The sequence below is a fragment of the Streptomyces azureus genome (assembly GCF_001270025.1).
Lineage (GTDB): Bacteria > Actinomycetota > Actinomycetes > Streptomycetales > Streptomycetaceae > Streptomyces > Streptomyces azureus.
The window spans coordinates 23,758-40,411 of record NZ_DF968417.1 but is presented as its reverse complement, the minus strand read 5'-3'; the positions used below and the strand labels follow the sequence as shown (position 1 = coordinate 40,411).

Below are 16,654 nucleotides of genomic sequence, written 5' to 3'. Positions count from 1 at the left end.
CGGGGCCCCGTCAGTCTTCGTTCGTCGGTCTCAACCTCCTGACTCCCAGCCCGACAGCTGAATGAAGACATGAATCAGTCTTCATGTGTGCCTGTATGGTGAGGGAGTCATGCGTCCCCGCCTGAAGGACCCCCGATGACCTCCACGCTCACGCCGCAGCCGGTCGAACGGGCGAAACCCGCCCGCACCGGGGCCGCGCCCCGGCGGCGTACCCGTGTCCTCGCGCTCCCCGAGGCGCGCTGGGCCGCTGCCGCCACCGTCTTCTTCCTGCTCGCCCTGCCCCTGCAGCTGACCGGCGCCCCCGCCTGGACGTGGGGCCCGCTCTACGCCCTGTCGTACGTCACGGGCGGCTGGGAGCCGGGCTGGGAAGGCCTCAAGGCGCTGAAGGAGCGCACCCTCGACGTCGACCTGCTGATGGTCGTCGCCGCACTGGGCGCGGCGGCGATCGGGCAGGTCATGGACGGCGCCCTGCTCATCGTCATCTTCGCCACCTCCGGCGCCCTGGAGGCGCTGGCCACCGCCCGCACCGCCGACTCCGTCCGCGGCCTGCTCGATCTCGCCCCCGCCACGGCCACCCGGCTGACCCCTGACGGCGGCGAACAGACCGTACCCGTGGAGGAGCTGGCGGTCGGCGACACCGTCCTCGTCCGCCCCGGTGAGCGCGTCGGCGCCGACGGCCGCGTGCTGGACGGGGCGAGCGACGTGGACCAGGCCACCATCACCGGCGAGCCGCTCCCCGCGGCGAAGGAGCCGGGCGACGAGGTCTTCGCGGGCACCCTCAACGGCACCGGCGCCCTGCGGGTCCGGGTGGAGCGCGACGCCTCCGACTCGGTGATCGCCCGGATCGTCCGGATGGTGGAGGAAGCGTCCGAGACCAAGGCGCCCACACAGCTGTTCATCGAGAAGGTCGAACAGCGTTACTCGCTGGGCATGGTGGCCGCGACCCTGGCCGTCTTCCTGGTGCCGCTCGCCTTCGGCGAGCAGCTCACCGACGCGCTGCTGCGCGCCATGACCTTCATGATCGTGGCCTCTCCGTGCGCGGTCGTGCTGGCCACCATGCCGCCCCTGCTGTCGGCCATCGCCAACGCCGGACGGCACGGCGTGCTGGTGAAGTCGGCCGTGGTGATGGAGCGGCTCGGCCAGGTGGACGCGGTCGCGCTGGACAAGACCGGCACGCTGACCGAGGGCAGCCCGCGCGTCACCGATGTCCGGCCGCTACCCGGATCCGGCCTGGACGAAGCCGAGTTGCTGACGCTGGCGGCGGCGGCCGAGCGGCCCAGCGAGCATCCGCTGGCCCGGGCGGTCGTGGACGCGGCCCGCGAGCGCGGTCTCGGCCTGCCCGGCGCTGAGGACTTCACCTCCGCGCCCGGCGTGGGAGTGACCGCCGTCGTGAACGGCCGAGGGGTCGCCGTCGGCGCCCCGGCCCGCCTGCTGGACGGCACCGGCAGCGCGGTCGCCGCCGTCGCCGAGGAACTGGAGGAGTCCGGCCGTACCGCCGTCCTGGTCCTCGTCGACGGCGCCCCCGCCGGGCTGCTCGGCATCGCCGACCGGCTGCGCCCGGACGCCGCCGCCACCGTCGCCGCGCTCACCACGCTCACCGGCACCGCCCCGACGCTCCTCACCGGCGACAACCCCCGGGCCGCCGCGCACCTCGCCGCCGAGGCAGGTATCGACGACGTGCGCGCCGGGCTGCTGCCGCAGGACAAGCTGACGGCCGTCCAGGAGATGGAGCGCGCGGGCCGCAAGGTGCTGGTCGTCGGGGACGGCGTCAACGACGCACCCGCCCTGGCCGCCGCCCACACCGGGATCGCCATGGGCCGGGCCGGCTCCGACCTCGCCCTGGAGACCGCCGACGCCGTGATCGTGCGCGACGAACTCGCGGCGGTCCCCACCACCGTCGCCCTCTCGCGCCGCGCGCGCAGGCTGGTCGTCCAGAACCTCGTCATCGCCGGGGTGTTCATCACCGGCCTCGTCGTCTGGGACCTGGCCGGGAACCTGCCGCTGCCGCTGGGCGTCGCGGGCCACGAGGGCTCCACGGTCCTGGTCGGCCTGAACGGCCTGCGGCTGCTGCGGGAGACGGCCTGGCAGCGGGCCTCCGCCGAGGGAAGCGACTGACGAACGCCGTCAGTTCACCGGTGGCGGGCCGCTGCTGGCGCGCACCACGAGGTCCACGGGGACGAGCGTCTCGACGAGGGGCACCTCCCCGGGACCGTCGATGCGGTCCAGGAGGAGCCGCAGGGAACGGGTGCCGATCTCGGCGAAGTCGGTACGGACGGTAGTCAGCGGCGGCAGGAGATGCGCGGCCTCGGGGATGTCGTCGTAGCCGACGACGCTGACGTCCCCGGGGACGGACCGCCCTGACTCGTGCAGCGCGTGCAGCAGGCCCAGGGCCATCTGGTCGTTCGAGGCGAACACCGCCGTCACCTCCGGGCGCCGGGCCAGCCGACGTCCCAGGTCGTAGCCGGAGTCGGCGCTCCAGTCCCCGGCCAGCGGGGCCGGGACATCGGCACCGGCCGCCTGGAGCGTCGACCGCCAGCTCTCCAGCCGGTGGTCGGCGGAGGTCCAGCCGGTGGGGCCCGCGATGTGCCAGACCGTGGTGTGCCCGAGGCCGAGGAGGTGCTCGGTGGCCTTGCGGGCGCCGGTCCGGGAGTCGCCGGTGACCAGGGGCATGCTGTCGTCGAGGGCGTTCTCCAGCACCACCAGGGGAGTCCCGAGGTCGGCCTGCGCCAGGGCCCGGCCCACCCACTGCTGCGGGGCGATCGCGATGACGCCGTCCGCGCCCTCGGCCGACAGCCGGTTCACGGCCTCGACGACGGTGTCGTGGTCGGCCGTGTCGAGCGCGATGGAGCTCACCAGGTAACCGGCCTCCTGGGCAGCGGTGTTGATGGCGGTGAGAATGGAGGCGGGCCCGTACCGGGCGGCGTCGAAGGAGATGACGCCGAGCATCCGGGTCCGGCCGCTGGCCAGCGACCGCGCGCTGCGGCTCGGCCGGTAGCCGAGCGTGCGCATGGCGTCCAGGACCGCCTCGCGCGTCTCGGGCCGGACGGAGGGATGGTCGTTGAGCACCCGGGAGACGGTCTGCTTGGAGACGCCGGCCAGCCGGGCCACGTCGGCCATCACCGGCCGTGCCCCCGCGAAGTTGCGCCTGCTGCGGCCCCTGGGGACAGGGCTGTCGGTGGCGCTCGGTGTCATGACGGGTGATTCCTCGACGTCGGTCACGGCGGTCCTGACCCCGCCCGGCAGGAGCACAGCATAGGCCGGGCGGGGCCCGCGGGACCCGGGGGCCTCAGGCCGGCCGGAGCGCCCACGAGCGTGTGACCACCCACTCGGCGTGCCGCACCCCGGCCGCCCGCCAGCCGTCACCCCCCTGTCCCGCCACATGCACCGCAGCGTCCGCGGCCAGCGGCAGCACCCTCAGCCGCAGGCCCCGCGCCCGCACCTCCTCGACAGGCAGCCGGTCCAGGCCGATGTCCCAGACCCGGCCCGAGTAGAACTGGTCGGCGACCAGGACGTCCCCCACGTAGGCCCGGGCCAGGTCACCCGCCCAGCGCAGCCGCAGCAGGACACCGGCGGGTGCCTGCAGCAGGTCCTCCGGCACGTCGACGCGGTACTCGGCGGCCACCGTCTCCACGTGCTTGTCCGCCGGCGCGCTCGCCCGCCCCTGCACGCCGGTCACCGGATCGGGGGCCCGGCCGGCGGGCCTGACCAGGGTGACGGCCACCGCGGTGTCCGCGAGGGGCGCGGCCTCGATCGAGTATCGGGTGAACACACCGTCCGCCGCCTCCCGCACTCGTGTCCCCGCCACCACCGGGACGGAATCCGGCGCCGGCAGCACCGCGAACGACGGCTCGGCGGCTGCGCTGTGCAGCCGCACCTCGTCACCGTCGAAGACGACACCGTCCCCGCACAGCACCAGCCGCTCGGCTCCCCACGCGTCACCCCGGTAGACGGTACGGGCCGTCGCCGCGTCCAGGACCAGCAGCCCGACACGTGAACCGTCGGCGGCGTCCACCTCGACCAGGGCGTCGGTGCCGGGTCGCACTCCGCTGACCAGGACCCGGCCGGCGACCGGCGTGGCCTCCCCGGTCGGTGTCGCGACGGACGCCACCGTGTCCGCGTCCAGGGCGAGTTCGGGCGCGATGCCGTCGGTCGCGGCCAGCACCAGGACCGTACGCCCGCCCGCCTCGACGGTGCACACCGGCTGAGCGGTCGCCCACTCCAGCCGCAGCCCGGCCACGTCCAGCCGCAGGGGCCAGCAGAAGTAGGCGCCGGAGGGCACCGTGACGGGAGCGCTCGGCAGCGTCAGCGGCGGGGCGTCCGGGAAGCCGACCGTGAAGGCCGCGTCCGGGTGGTCGGGCAGCGGCTCGTGCGGCTGGTGGTTGGTCACGAACAGGAAGCCCGAGGTGCCGTCGGTGCGGACGGCCCAGCGCAGCGTCTCGCGGTCGTGCTGCCCGGTCGGCAGCCGCTCGGGCAGCACGGACTCCATGGGCGCGATCCGGTGCCCGAAGCCGGCCAGCAGCAGGTGCTGGAGCCGCAGTTCGTGGTAGGAGGGCCGCACCTGGCCGTACTCGCCGAGCGGGGCCTGGAAGTCGTAGGTCAGGACGGGCAGGTCGTTGGGGTAGCCGGTGGCGTGCGACTCCTGAAGGGGCGTCAGCTCACCGGGCGGGTTCGTGCCGCCGTGGAACATGTAGTAGCCCTGCCAGACCGAACCGCAGCCGATCTTGGTGAGCCCGAGTGCGCCCACGTCGGCGGCCTCGACCCGGGGCCGCCGGTGGTAGGCCACCGCCATGCCGCCGCCCAACTCGCAGGTGGCCCAGGGGAAGCGGTCCACCGGTACGGGGTCGGCGCCGCGCACGGCCGTGGGTCGCAGGTCGGCACCGATGCCCTCGTCGTCGCGCTCGTGGGTGAAGAAGAAGTGCTTGCGGCAGGTGTCGGGCCAGCCGCCGTCCGCCTCCGTCCAGAACGCCTCCGGATAGCCGCCGTACAGGGGAAGCAGTTCCTCGCCCGGGAGCTGGACTCCGCCCCAGGCGGTCGACGTCCACAGCGGCGCGCTCAGTCCGGCCTCCTCGGCCAGGCGCTTCAGGGTGCGCAGATGGCCGGGCTGGTCGTAGAGCTCGTTCTCGATCTGGATCGCGACGATCGGGCCGCCGTGCGCCCGGTCCAGGGCGCGCAGTTGCTCTGCGACGGCCGCGAACCAGACGCGTACGGGCTCCAGATAGGCCGGATCGTCGGTGCGCGGCGTGTGGGCGCGGGCGAGCAGCCAGTCGGGCAGGCCGCCGTTGCGCACCTCGGCGTGGCACCACGGGCCGATGCGAGGGACGAAGTCCAGGCCGTGGCGGGCGCACAGCTCGGCGAAGCCACGCAGGTCTCGGTCGCCGTCGAAGCGGATCCGCCCCTCGATCTCCTCGTGGTGGATCCAGATGACGTAGGAGGCGACGGCGGTCACCCCGCCCGCCTTCATCTTCAGCAGCTCCTCCTCCCACTCCCGGGCCGGGTAGCGGGAGTAGTGGAACTCGCCGGAGACCGGGAACCAGGGGCGGCCGCCACGGGTGAGCCAGCGGCTGGTGACCCCGATCGGGTCGGGTACGCCCGGCGCGTCCGCGAAGGGCAGGTGGCCGGTCAGCGGGGGAGCGGAGGGCGTGGGAACGTGCAGCCGATGCGGGGTCACCAGGTGTTCTCCGGGCCGAGGTCGGGCGTGTCGGTGAGCTGGGCTCGGGTGGCGGTGGTGCCGTGCAGTTCCAGCAGGACCAGCTCGTTGCCGCCCGGCCGCAGCACCGGCGCGGGGACGTACAGCGTGTGCTGCGGGCCGCGGTTCCAGTAGCGGCCCACATGGAAGCCGTTGACCCAGGCCTGCCCCTTCGTCCAGCCGGGCAGGGAGAGGAAGGCGTCGGCGGGCGTGTCCACCTCGAAGGTGCCGCGGTGGAAGGCGGGCACGGTGACCGCCGCCCCGTCGCCCGGGGTGAACGGCACCGCGTCCAGGTCTTCCAGTGGCAGCGCGTGGCAGTCCCAGCGGCGCAGGACGGTGCCGTTGAAGGAGACGGGCCCGAGCAGGCCCTTCGGGGCGCCGATGCGGGGCCCGTAATTGACGCCGCCCATGTTCTCGACGAGCACTTCGAGCGTCACGCCCGGGCGCGGGACACACACGGGCAGCGTCTCGTCGTGGCGTTCGCGCTCCAGGACACCGACGGGTGCACCGTCGACGAAGACCTGTGCACGGTCGCCGACACCGCCGGCGGAGTGCAGCAGGCCGTCACCGGAGGCGGGAAGGACGGTGCGGTAGAGCGCGTAGCCGGTGTGCTGCCCGAGCTCGCCCATGGTCACCGGGTCGTCGGTGCGGACGGGAGTGGCGAGCGCGCCGGCGAGGGGAAGCAGGGGTGCCCGGCCGTCCAACTCGACGTCGACCGGCGGCAGTTTGGGACCGGACGCCGGGGCGGGCTCGTCGGGTACGCCGACATGGCGGGCGATGACCTCGCGGAAGGCGTGGTACTTCGGGCCCGGGTCACCGCACTCGGTGAGCGCGGCGTCGTAGTCGTACGACGTGACGGTGGGTTCGTAGGCGTGCTTGTGGTTGGCGCCGTTGGTGAAGCCGAAGTTGGTGCCGCCGTGGAACATGTAGATGTTGACGGAGGCCCCGGCGGACAGCAGCCGGTCCAGATCGGCGGCGGCGTCGGCCGCGTCCCGTACGTGGTGCGGCCCGCCCCAGTGGTCGAACCAGCCGATCCAGAACTCCGCGCAGAACAGCGGGCCTTCGCTCCGGTGCTCGCGCAGCCGCCCGAGGTTCTGCTCGACGCGGCTGCCGAAGGTGCCGGCGGTCAGCACGCCCGGCAGGCTCCCGGCGGCCAGGTGCTCGGGGTCGCCCTGGTCGCAGGTGAACAGCAGCTCCTCGACGCCCCGGGAGCGGAACGCGTCGGCCAGGTGCTTCAGATACGCGCTGTCGTCGCCGTAGGCCCCGTACTCGTTCTCCACCTGCACGGCGATGACCGGACCGCCCGCCGCGGCCAGGTGCGGCCGGAGCGCGGGCAGCAGCAGGTCGAGGTAGCGGTCGACGGCCCCGGTGAAACGCGGATCGCTGGACCGCAGCCGGATGTCCGGGTCCGACGTCAGCCAGTCGGGCAGGCCGCCGCCGTCCCACTCGGCACAGATGAACGGACCGGGACGCAGCAGCACGTGCAGCCCCTCGTCCTGGGCGAGCCCGAGGAACCGGGGCAGGTCGAGGAAGCCGTCGAGCACGAGAGGCCCGTCGGGATCGGGTTGATGGTGGTTCCACGGGATGTACGTCTCCACCGTGTTGAGACCCATCAGCCGCGCCTTGCGCAGCCGGTCGGACCACAGGCCGGGGTGGACACGGAAGTAGTGCAGCGCACCGGAGATGATCCGGAACGGCTCGCCGTGCAGCAGGAATCCGTCGGACGTCGTCGTCAGGGCGGGCATGAGGTGGCTTCCCTTCGGGATGCGGACGGAAGTCGATGGAAGTCGATGGGAGTTTCAGTGAGAGCGGGTGACGCGGATCAGCCAGAGTGTGGCGACCAGGCACAGCGCCGAGACACCACACAGCAGCAGCGGCACCGCGCGGACCCCCGACCACTCGATGGCTTTGCCCAGCGCCGGACCCGCCGCGACACCGCCGACCATGGACGCCGCGATGACCAGGGCACCGGCTCTCCGGGCCCGCGGGGCGGCCCGGTTCAGCCAGGGCAGCCCGGTGGGGAAGACCGGCGCGATGAACAGACCGACACCGGCGTACGCGTACGGCGCCAGCGCCGGAACGGATGCGGCCAGCAGACACACCGTCATGCCCGCGCAGGAGACAGCGATGATCGCCTGGGCTGAGAAACGCAGCGCGAGCGGCGCGACCAGGAAGCGGCCGACGGTCATCATCAGCCAGTACACGGAGGTGGCGGTGGCGGCGACGCCCGCGCCGTAGCCGACGGTCTCCAGATGCGTGGGTTCCCAGCCTCCGACACCGGCCTCGATAGCGACGTGCAGGACGTAGAGCGCGACGAAGACGGCGAGCACCGAGGCGAGGCTCCGCCGGAGGACCGCACCACCGCTCGCCTCGTCACCGGCCGGGACGGGCGCGTCGTTCCGTACGCCCTTCAGGCACAGCAGCAACGGCAGGTTGGCGAGGGCGAAACCGAGAAAGACGGCCGGGTAGTGCTCGGAGCCGACCACGCCGATCAGGGCGGGGCCGAGGATGGCGCCGATGCCGAAGTGGGCGTTGAGGATGTTCAGCATCGCGGTCGAACGGTGGCCGAAGCCCACGGCGAACAGCTGGTTGAGCCCGTAGTCGATGCCGCCGAAACCGAGCCCGGCGAGCAGGGCCGCCGCCAGGGCGGTGGGCCAGCCGGGCGCCAGTGCGAAGCCCGCCGCGCCGACCGCCATCAGCACGTAGGAGCTGCCGAGGATGTGCCGGTTGCCGACCTGCCCGTAGAGCCGGTCGAACAGCAGCACACCGGCCACGCCACCGACGAAGTGGGCACTGAGCCCCAGCCCGGCGGCGGACGGCGAGAGCCCGAACTCCGCACGGAAGCCGGGGATCGCGGGCCCGTACAGGGCCTGCAACGCACCGATGAGCACGAAGCCCACACAGGAGGCGACCACGGCGGACCGGCTGAAGACAGGGGCGGACGGAGCGGGGGAGAGGGTGGCTGCGCGCTGTGCGGTGGGCTGGTCGGTCACGCGGACTCCGGGGTACGGCCGGCCGTGGGGGGCGGGCGGAGGACACATCGCGTACGGCTTGGAGTAAGGACGAGTGATGGTGATGTTACCGGTAACATGAGGTCTGCCAAAACCCCCTGACGACACGAATGAGAAGGTCCACGCAAGCTCCGCGATGCTGCGGCCACTCCCGTAATCGCATGGTCAAGCCGGTGCGGCGGCTGATCTAATGCGCGCGTGGAGACCCCCAGGAGCGACGAAGCGCGTCCCGCCGCCGACCCCTGGCCCGGATACTTCGCCGACCGCGGGCACCCGGAGGCCCGCCATATCGGCGCAGGCGTCGAGGGAGTCGTCTACGGGCTGGGAGCCGGCCGGGTGGCCAAGGTGTGGACCGGCAGGCCGCCGACCGAGCTCACCCGGCAGGTCTACGCGGACATCGCGGCACACCGCCTGCCCTTCGCCACCCCCGAGATCCTCGACGTCCACGAGCACCACGGCATCGTGGTGACGTACGAGCGTGAGCTGCCCGGTGTCCCGATGCGGGGCGACTCCGCACATGAGGAGTACGAGCGCGAACTGCCCGTCCGGCACAAGGACACGCTGCTCGCCGTCCTGCGTGGTCTGGCCTCGGTGCCGGGCACGGACGCGATGCGCCGGCTGACCGTCCAGGGCGACGACCGGCCCCTCTGGCAGGGCCACGACCGCTTTCAGGACGCGCTCGCGGCCCTGGTCGCCCGGGCCGCGGCGCGACACGGCGCTGCCCTCGCCGCGCGGGTGCCCGACTTCGCCGCCGGGGTCGAGCGCACGCTGAACGAGCTGCGGTCGCTGCCCGACGCCCCGGTCACCGCGATCCACGGCGATCTCGTGCCGCCCAACATCCACGTCGACACGGTCGGCCGACCTGTCGCCGTACTCGACTTCGGCTTCTACACGACCGCGGGCGACCCGGCCTTCGAGGCGGCCGTCACCGCCGCCGTCTGCGACATGTACGGCCCGCACGCCCAGGAGCACACCGCGGAACTCACCCGGCTCTTCGCACAGGAGCTCGGCCACTCACCCGCCGCTCTCACCACCTATCAAGCCGCGTACGCACTCACCACCTACGACCTGTTCGGCCTGGACGACAGCGACGGACACTTCCGGTGGTGTGCCGGGCAGTTGCGTCGCAACCGTGTGTTCGGGCCGACGTAACGGAAAGGAACCTTCGGCATGGCCGTCATCCACCCCACCTCGCTCCGACCGACCAAGCTGGAGCTGCTCACCTCCTGGCTGCCCTCCCGCCCTTGGTACCGCGGTGGTACCGCCGAACCGAAGCCGGCCAAGGCCGGCGGGTTCCGGCTGGACGACCCGCGAGGCGAGGTCGGGATCGAGTTCATCGTCGTCACCGACGCCTCCGGCCCTCACCCGGCCACCTACCTCGTGCCGCTCACCTATCGCGGCGCCCCGCTCGACGGGGCGGAGCATGCCCTCGTGGGCACCATGGAGCACGGCGTGCTCGGGCGGCGCTGGGCCTACGACGGCTGTCACGACCCCGTGCTGCTCGCCCAGTTGGCGGCCTTGATCGAGAGGCGGGCGCAGGCCCAGGACCAGAACGTCAGCGATGCCCCCGACCGGGAGGTCGTCGCCTCCCACACCGGCGCAGGCCCCATCCCCACGGACTTCGTCACCACCGACGACCAGGACGGCACCCGGCTGACCACTCCGCACGGCACGACCCTCCGCTTGCACCGGGTCCTGCGGCCTGCTCCGGACAGCCCGTTTGCGCCCTCCGAGGGGACGACCGGCCAGGTCACCGGCTCCTGGCAGCTGCCGGACGGCACCCGCGCCCGCGGAGTGTTCGCCGACCTGCACACCGGACCTGGGGCTTAGGGGGTGTTCGCACGCGTATCCGCACCCGTCCAGGAAGGCACGGCCATGGCCGTCGAACCCCCGCAACGCCTCGCCCTCCTCGGCGGCGGCTTCTCCACCGACGACGACGGCCTCCTCGACGACTGGGTACTGGCCCGGTCACGCACCTCCCGCCCCAAGGTGTGCTTCGCGCCCACGGCCAGCGGAGACGCGCCGGCCTACATCGAACAGTTCCGTACGGCGTTCCGGAGCCGACCCGCCTGCGAACCGTCCGTCCTGCACCTGTTCCGCCGAGAGCTGGACGGCGACGCGCTGCGCTCCTTCCTGCTCGCCCAGGACGTCGTCTACGTGGGCGGTGGCAACACGGCCAACCTCCTCGCTGTATGGCGAACCCACGGCGTGGACCGGCTGCTGCGGGAGGCCTGCGACCACGGCACGCTGCTGTGCGGCATCAGCGCCGGCGCCAACTGCTGGGCCGAGGGTTCGCACACCGACTCCTTCGGGCCGTTGACGTGTCTACCCGACGGCCTTGGGCTGCTGCCCGGCTCCGTCTGCCCGCACTACGACAGTGAACCGGGACGTCGGCCCTCCTACCGCGCGGCCGTGGCAGCGGGACAGCTGCCGTCGGGATGGGCGGTGGAGGACGGGGCCGCGGTCCTGTTCACGGACGGTGTGCCGACGGAGGCCGTCACCCGGGCGCGCGGAGCCGGGGTGTACCGGGTGGAACCGGGCGGGGGCGGTGGCGTGAGTGAGCGTGCGCTGCCGTGCCGGTTGCTCGGGGCATCCTCGTAGGCGCTCCTGAAGGCCGGCCGCATGGCCCGGGACGTCCTCGCCGGCCCGTCGGGTCGGCTGTGACCGGCTCGGACCGGCCTCCGGCCACATCCCATCGCCCCCGAACTTCGGAGACAGACAGGATTGGCCCGGGCACGATCGGGTACGCGAGCAGGACCGCGCCCGGGGCGGATCTTGTCCCGGGTGGGCCGCACGACCGCCGCTACCAGGGAATCTGCCATGGAGACACCCGCAAACGACCCCACGCCCACGCCCGCCCAGCGGGCACTGGACGTCCTCACCGAGAACACCGAGGACGCGGCGGCTCTGGACGCGCTCGCCAACAGCGACGTGCTCATCCCCGTGCCCGACGACGCGAACGACACCGACGCCGCCAACCCCTCGGCGGTGGCGCTGCCGGTGCTGGAGCAGCCGGGCGGCGAGCCGGTGGTGCCCGTGTTCACCTCCGAGGTGGAGATGGCCGGGCTGCTGCCGTTCGTCTCCCGCTACCGCCTGGTGCCGCTCGGCGCCCTGGCCGCCCAGTGGCCGGCCGACGACCTGTCGCTCACCATAGACGGCAGCTCGGAGCACCGCCTGACGCTCACCTCGGAGGGAGTACGCACCCTGCTCGCACGTCCGTAGGACCGAGTGGCCGGGGCCCGGGCCCGGGTGGCTTACGCGCCCAGCGTCCGGGCCAGCGCGGCCCGCTGTAGCGGCAGTACCTCCGCGTGCAGGTCACGGCCCTTCGAGGTCAGGGCCACCCACACTCCGCGCCGGTCCTCCAGGCACATCGAACGCGTCACCAGCCCGTCCTTCTCGAGCCGGGCGATGAGCCGGGACAGCGCGCTCTGGCTGAGATGGACCCGCCCGACCAGGTTCTGCACCCGGCACTGCTCGCCCTCCTCGGGCGCCTCCGTGGCGAGGATGTCCAGGACCTCGAAGTCGGACGCGCCGAGGCCGTGCGGATGCAGCGCCCGGTCGATCTCGCACATCGTGCGCGCGTGCGCCGACAGGATGTCCCGCCACCGTTCCTCGAGCCGCGCACCAGCCGTTTTCGACGCCATATGTGAACGGTAACACCGGTGCAGCGTTCCATGACTGTGCATGCAGTGCACGTCGCTCGCGGGCGGCGGGACCCTACGTCGACTCCCGTTTGACCAGTTCCGTCGGCAGGATCACCGCCGCCGGATCCTCGCCCCCGATCTGCGCGAGCAGCACCCGTACCATCTCGGCGCTGATGCGGTCCCACGGCTGCCGGATGGTCGTGAGCTCGGGGGTGGAGGCCAGGGCGGCCGGGGAGTCGTCGAAGCCGCCGACCGCGACGTCCTGCGGCACGCGCCGCCCCGCCCGCTGGAGGGCCGCCAGCACGCCCTGCGCCATGAGGTCCGAGGCGACGAACACCGCGTCCATCTCCGGGGCCTGGGCAAGCAGCCGTTCGGCGCCCGCCTCGCCGCTTGCCCGGCCCCAGTCGCCGGAGACGATGAGCCGCTCATCGATCCCGAGGCCCGCTTCCGTGAGCACCTCCTTGTAGCCGGCGAGGCGATCGACACCGCCCGGGGTGTCCATCGGGCCGTTCACCACGCCGATACGGCGGCGGCCCAGTGACAGCAGGTGGCGCACCATGTCGCGGGCGCCGTCCCGGTCGTCCGCCGCCACGTAGCTCACCTTGGAGCCGCGCCCCATGGGCTTGCCGCACTGCACGAGGGGCACCCCTGCCTCGTGCAGTTGCTCGGCGACCGGGTCGGCGGAGTGGCTGGAGACGAGCAGCACGCCGTCGACGTGGCCCGCGGTGATGTACCGCGTGATCCGGCGCCGCTCGTCCTGCGTGCCGGCCAGCATCAGCAGCAGGGGGATGTCGTGCGCGGCCAGCGCCTGGGTGCAGCAGCGCAGCAGGACGTTGAAGTTGGGGTCCTCGAACAGCTTCTCCTGCGGTTCGGTCAACAGGAAGCCGATCGAGTCGGAGCGGCCCGTGATCAGCGAGCGGGCGTGCCGGTTCACGACGTAACCCGTCCTGCGGATGGCCGCGTTGACCGCCTCCTGGGCGGCGGGGCTGACGTAGTGGCCGCCGTTGAGCACACGTGAGACGGTGCCGCGCGAGACCCCCGCCTCGCGCGCCACGTCGTGGATCGTGGGCGGCTTGCGCCTGCCCCCCGCAGCGTTCATGGTCATGACTTTACGGCTCCGGAGAGCAGATCCAGACTCCAGAACCGCTGGATGACCAGGAACAGCGCGACCAGCGGGAGCACCGCGAGGAACGCGCCCGTGATCACCAGCGTGTACAGCGCCGGAGTGTTGGCGCCCTGCTCCAGCAACGTGAACAGGCCGAGGGTGATCGGGAACTTCTCGTCGTCGCTGAGCATGATGTACGGCAGCAGGAAGTTGTTCCAGATCGCCACGAACTGGAACAGGAACACCGTCACCATGCCGGGGATCATCATCGGCAGCGCGACCCGGGTGAAGATCCGCCACTCGCTCGCCCCGTCCATTCGGCCGGCCTCGACCACGTCGGCGGGCACCGCGGCGGCGGCGTAGATCCGCGCCAGGTAGACGCCGTACGGCGACAGGATCTGCGGCAGCAGAACGGACAGGTAGGAGTCCGTGAGGTCGGCCTTCGCCAGCAGCAGGTACTGCGGGATCGCCAGGATCACCGGCGGCATCAGCACACCCGCGAGCAGCACGTTGAAGATCGTCTCGCGGCCCCGGAAGCGGTAGATCGCCAGCGCGTACCCGCTGAACGCCGACACGCACGCCGACAGCAGGGCGCCGAGCCCTGCGTACAGGGCGGAGTTGCCCATCCACGACCAGTAGACGCCGTCCCGGTAGGCGCTCAGGTCCTGGAAGTTGTCGGCGAAGCCCGTGCCGGGCAGGAACGTGAACGTGGAGAACAGCTCACGGCCCGACTTGGTGGCGGCGATGACCACCCAGGCCACCGGCAGCAGGCAGTAGACCGCGCCCAGGAGCAGCGTGACCGTCGGGATCAGAGCGATCCGGCGGCGCAGCGGCGGGCGGCCCTGGGCGGTACCGGGCGTGCTGCCCGCCACCGGCTCGGCCTGGGATACGGCGAGGGAAGTCATCGAGCTGCCTCCTGCTTCTGACGACGGTTCGCGGCTCGCAGGAAGCCGAAGGACAGCAGGAGGGTGGCGAACGCGATGATCACGGCCTGCGCCGCGGCGCCGTAGATGTCACCGTCGCCGAACGCGTCCCGGTACACCTTCATCAGCGGACTCCAGGTCGTGGACACGGAGTTGGTGAGCGGCTTGAGGGTGGTCGGCTCGTTGTACACCTGGAGCGTCGCGATGATCGAGAAGAAGAAGGTCAGCACCAGCGAGGGCGCCACCATCGGGATCTTGATCCGCAGCGCGATCTGCAACGGGGTGGCGCCGTCCAGCTTCGCCGCCTCGTGCACCTCCACCGGGATCGCCTGGAGCGAGGTGTAGATGACGATCATGTTGAAGCCGGTGCCGCCCCAGACCGCGATGTTCGACAGCGCCAGGTACAGCGGCCCGCCGTCCAGCAGGTCCGGCTGCGGCATCCCCAGCTTGTCGAGCACGAAGTAGAAGGGGCTGACGTCCGGCAGGTACAGGAAGCCCCACAGCAGCGCCGCCACCACACCGGGGATGGCGTACGGCAGGAAGATCGCGAGCCGGGTGAAGGGGGCCAGCCGCACCTTCTCGGCGTCCAGCATCAGCGCGAACAGCAGGGCGAGGCCCAGCATGACCGGGACGACGATGCAGCCGTAGCCCAGCACCCGCAGCGCCCCGTTCACCAGCTCGCTGTCGGTGAGGGCGTCGGTGTAGTTCTCCAGGCCGGCCCAGACCTCCCTGCGGGCGCCGGAGCCGAGGCCGAGGCCGGAGACCTTCACCTTGTGGAAGCTGAGCCAGAGCGCGTAGCCGATCGGCAGTGCGAAGAACAGGGTGAACAGGATCGTCGCGGGGAGGAGGAAGCCGTACGGGGCCCCCTTGACCCCGTACGACTGCCGGCGTGCCGTGCCTTTCACTCCGCGACCTCGAAGCCCTGCTTCTTCATGTCCGTGACGGTGTCGTCCTGCATCTTGTCGAGCGCGGCGCCGAAGTCCGACTTGTTCTTCGCGGCGGCCCCGAAGGCGTCCTTGAAGGTGGTGTAGGCGATGTTCACGTTGGGGCCCCAGGCGGACGGCGCGGTGGTCTCCGCGATGTCGGCGGCCTTGGAGTAGAAGTCGGCCTGGTTGGAGAAGTAGGCCGGCGGCTTGAGGAAGGCGCCGCTGGTCTGGGCGTTCTTGGCGGCCGGGTAGATGCCGCTCTCCTTGGCCAGCGCGTTCAGGGCGTCGCTGTCGGTGTTCAGCCAGGAGGCGAACTTGGCGGCGGCCTCCTGGTGCTTGGAGTCCGTGGTGACGGCGGTGGAGGAGCCGCCCCAGCTGCCGGTGCGGTTCTCGTTAGCGGACCACTGAGGGAGCGGGGCCATGGCCCACTTGCCCTTGGTGCCGGGAGCGGCGGTGGTCAGCGTGCCCGGGGCCCACACGGCGCTGACCCAGGCGATCTGCTTGCCGGTGTTGAGCGCCTTGTTCCAGGCCGGGGTGTACATCGGCTGGTTGTCGATGGCGCCCTCCTTGACCAGGCCGCCCCAGAACTTGGCGACCTTCTGCGTCGCCGCGTCGTTGATGGAGACCTTCCACTGGTCGCCGGAGGTCGTCCACCACTTGGCGCCCGCCTGCTGGGCGAGGCCCGCGAAGAGGCCGGAGTCGTTGGCGGAGAAGGTGGTGAGGTCCTTGTCGGGGGCGGCCTTCTTCAGCTTGCGGGCGGTCTGCGCGAACTCGTCCCAGGTCGTCGGCACCGTCAGGCCGTACTCCTTGAACAGGTCCTCGCGGTAGTAGAACATCATCGGCCCGATGTCCTGCGGGACCGCGTAGACCGCGTCCGTACCCAGCGTCGTCTGCTGCCAGACGCCGTCGGCGAACCGGTCCTTCGCGTCGCCGACGTTCTTCGATATGTCCGCCAGGGCGTCGTTGCTGACCAGCGTGGGCAGCGCCTGGTACTCCGCCTGCACCAGGTCGGGCGCCTTGCCCGCCTTGTGCGCGGTGAGGATCTTGGTGACGAGGGCGTCGCCGGACGCCTGCTTCTTCACCGTGACGGTGATCTGGTCCTTCTTGCCCGGCCCCTTGTTCCACAGGTCCACGACCTTGTCCATGCCGGGCGCCCAGGTCCAGTACGTCAGCGAGACCGGCCCCGACTCGGTCTCGCTGTCCCCGGAACCCGAGCCGCAGGCGGCGAGGGCGGTGGCGCCGAGCGCGATGGCGACGGCGGATGTCACGAGGCGGCGGCGCTTCGTGTACGGCATGGATCTCTCCCCTGACCTGGGGTCCTCGCCTGCTGCGAGAACCTGCCATGCTTCTGTGAGCGTT

The 16,654-nt window shown here is 72.0% G+C and carries 14 protein-coding genes; 5 read left to right on the top strand and 9 right to left on the bottom strand.

All coding sequences use genetic code 11. The features are described from left to right. The first annotated feature begins 135 nt into the window (after positions 1–135). On the top strand, positions 136–2,115 hold the full coding sequence (locus AOQ53_RS34445; protein ID WP_059423376.1) for a heavy metal translocating P-type ATPase: 1,980 nt from the start codon (positions 136–138) through the stop codon (positions 2,113–2,115). Positions 2,116–2,124: 9 nt separating this feature from the next. Here AOQ53_RS34445 and AOQ53_RS34440 read toward each other — a convergent pair whose 3' ends face one another. From AOQ53_RS34440 to AOQ53_RS34425, 4 genes are all read right to left on the bottom strand, one after another. Continuing rightward, on the bottom strand, positions 2,125–3,192 hold the full coding sequence (locus AOQ53_RS34440) for a LacI family DNA-binding transcriptional regulator (RefSeq protein WP_059423401.1): 1,068 nt from the start codon (positions 3,190–3,192) through the stop codon (positions 2,125–2,127). Between the two features lie 94 nt (positions 3,193–3,286). After that, a complete protein-coding gene (locus AOQ53_RS34435; protein ID WP_099054757.1) occupies positions 3,287–5,671 on the bottom strand; it encodes a beta-galactosidase in 2,385 nt (794 codons plus the stop codon). Next, on the bottom strand, positions 5,665–7,431 hold the full coding sequence (locus AOQ53_RS34430; protein ID WP_059423372.1) for a glycoside hydrolase family 35 protein: 1,767 nt from the start codon (positions 7,429–7,431) through the stop codon (positions 5,665–5,667). Before AOQ53_RS34430 ends, AOQ53_RS34435 begins: the two co-directional genes overlap by 7 nt. Before the next feature lie 54 nt (positions 7,432–7,485). Then, complete coding sequence (locus AOQ53_RS34425; protein WP_408055218.1) at positions 7,486–8,727, bottom strand: MFS transporter; 1,242 nt, start codon at positions 8,725–8,727, stop codon at positions 7,486–7,488. 168 nt (positions 8,728–8,895) lie between these two features. Here AOQ53_RS34425 and AOQ53_RS34420 point away from each other — a divergent pair, with 168 nt between their 5' ends. The 4 genes from AOQ53_RS34420 to AOQ53_RS34405 all read left to right on the top strand — a co-directional run bounded on the left by AOQ53_RS34420 (position 8,896) and on the right by AOQ53_RS34405 (position 11,919). Beyond that, complete coding sequence (locus AOQ53_RS34420; protein ID WP_059423368.1) at positions 8,896–9,849, top strand: aminoglycoside phosphotransferase family protein; 954 nt, start codon at positions 8,896–8,898, stop codon at positions 9,847–9,849. 18 nt (positions 9,850–9,867) lie between these two features. After that, the gene (locus AOQ53_RS34415) at positions 9,868–10,527 is read left to right on the top strand and encodes a maltokinase N-terminal cap-like domain-containing protein (RefSeq protein WP_059423365.1); all 660 of its coding nucleotides are present in this window, start codon (positions 9,868–9,870) and stop codon (positions 10,525–10,527) included. A 45-nt stretch (positions 10,528–10,572) separates the two neighbouring features. Then, the gene (locus tag AOQ53_RS34410) at positions 10,573–11,298 is read left to right on the top strand and encodes a Type 1 glutamine amidotransferase-like domain-containing protein (protein ID WP_059423363.1); all 726 of its coding nucleotides are present in this window, start codon (positions 10,573–10,575) and stop codon (positions 11,296–11,298) included. Positions 11,299–11,517: 219 nt separating this feature from the next. Next, positions 11,518–11,919 carry an SseB family protein gene (locus AOQ53_RS34405; RefSeq protein WP_059423360.1) on the top strand — a complete coding sequence of 134 codons (402 nt, stop codon included), beginning with the start codon at positions 11,518–11,520 and terminating at the stop codon, positions 11,917–11,919. A 32-nt stretch (positions 11,920–11,951) separates the two neighbouring features. Here AOQ53_RS34405 and AOQ53_RS34400 read toward each other — a convergent pair whose 3' ends face one another. The 5 genes from AOQ53_RS34400 to AOQ53_RS34380 all read right to left on the bottom strand — a co-directional run bounded on the left by AOQ53_RS34400 (position 11,952) and on the right by AOQ53_RS34380 (position 16,590). Beyond that, complete coding sequence (locus tag AOQ53_RS34400) at positions 11,952–12,341, bottom strand: MarR family winged helix-turn-helix transcriptional regulator (RefSeq protein WP_059423358.1); 390 nt, start codon at positions 12,339–12,341, stop codon at positions 11,952–11,954. 73 nt (positions 12,342–12,414) lie between these two features. Continuing rightward, entirely contained in the window at positions 12,415–13,446 is a 1,032-nt protein-coding gene (locus tag AOQ53_RS34395) for a LacI family DNA-binding transcriptional regulator (RefSeq protein WP_059423355.1), read from the bottom strand. Next, positions 13,443–14,351, bottom strand: coding sequence for a carbohydrate ABC transporter permease (locus AOQ53_RS34390; RefSeq protein ID WP_059423352.1), 909 nt, complete (start codon positions 14,349–14,351; stop codon positions 13,443–13,445). The genes AOQ53_RS34395 and AOQ53_RS34390 overlap by 4 nt, the downstream gene beginning before the upstream one ends. Continuing rightward, on the bottom strand, positions 14,348–15,274 hold the full coding sequence (locus AOQ53_RS34385; RefSeq protein WP_059423350.1) for a carbohydrate ABC transporter permease: 927 nt from the start codon (positions 15,272–15,274) through the stop codon (positions 14,348–14,350). Before AOQ53_RS34385 ends, AOQ53_RS34390 begins: the two co-directional genes overlap by 4 nt. Continuing rightward, positions 15,271–16,590, bottom strand: a complete 1,320-nt coding sequence (locus AOQ53_RS34380) for an ABC transporter substrate-binding protein (RefSeq protein WP_059423348.1) — start codon at positions 16,588–16,590, stop codon at positions 15,271–15,273. The genes AOQ53_RS34385 and AOQ53_RS34380 overlap by 4 nt, the downstream gene beginning before the upstream one ends. Positions 16,591–16,654: the final 64 nt, after the last annotated feature.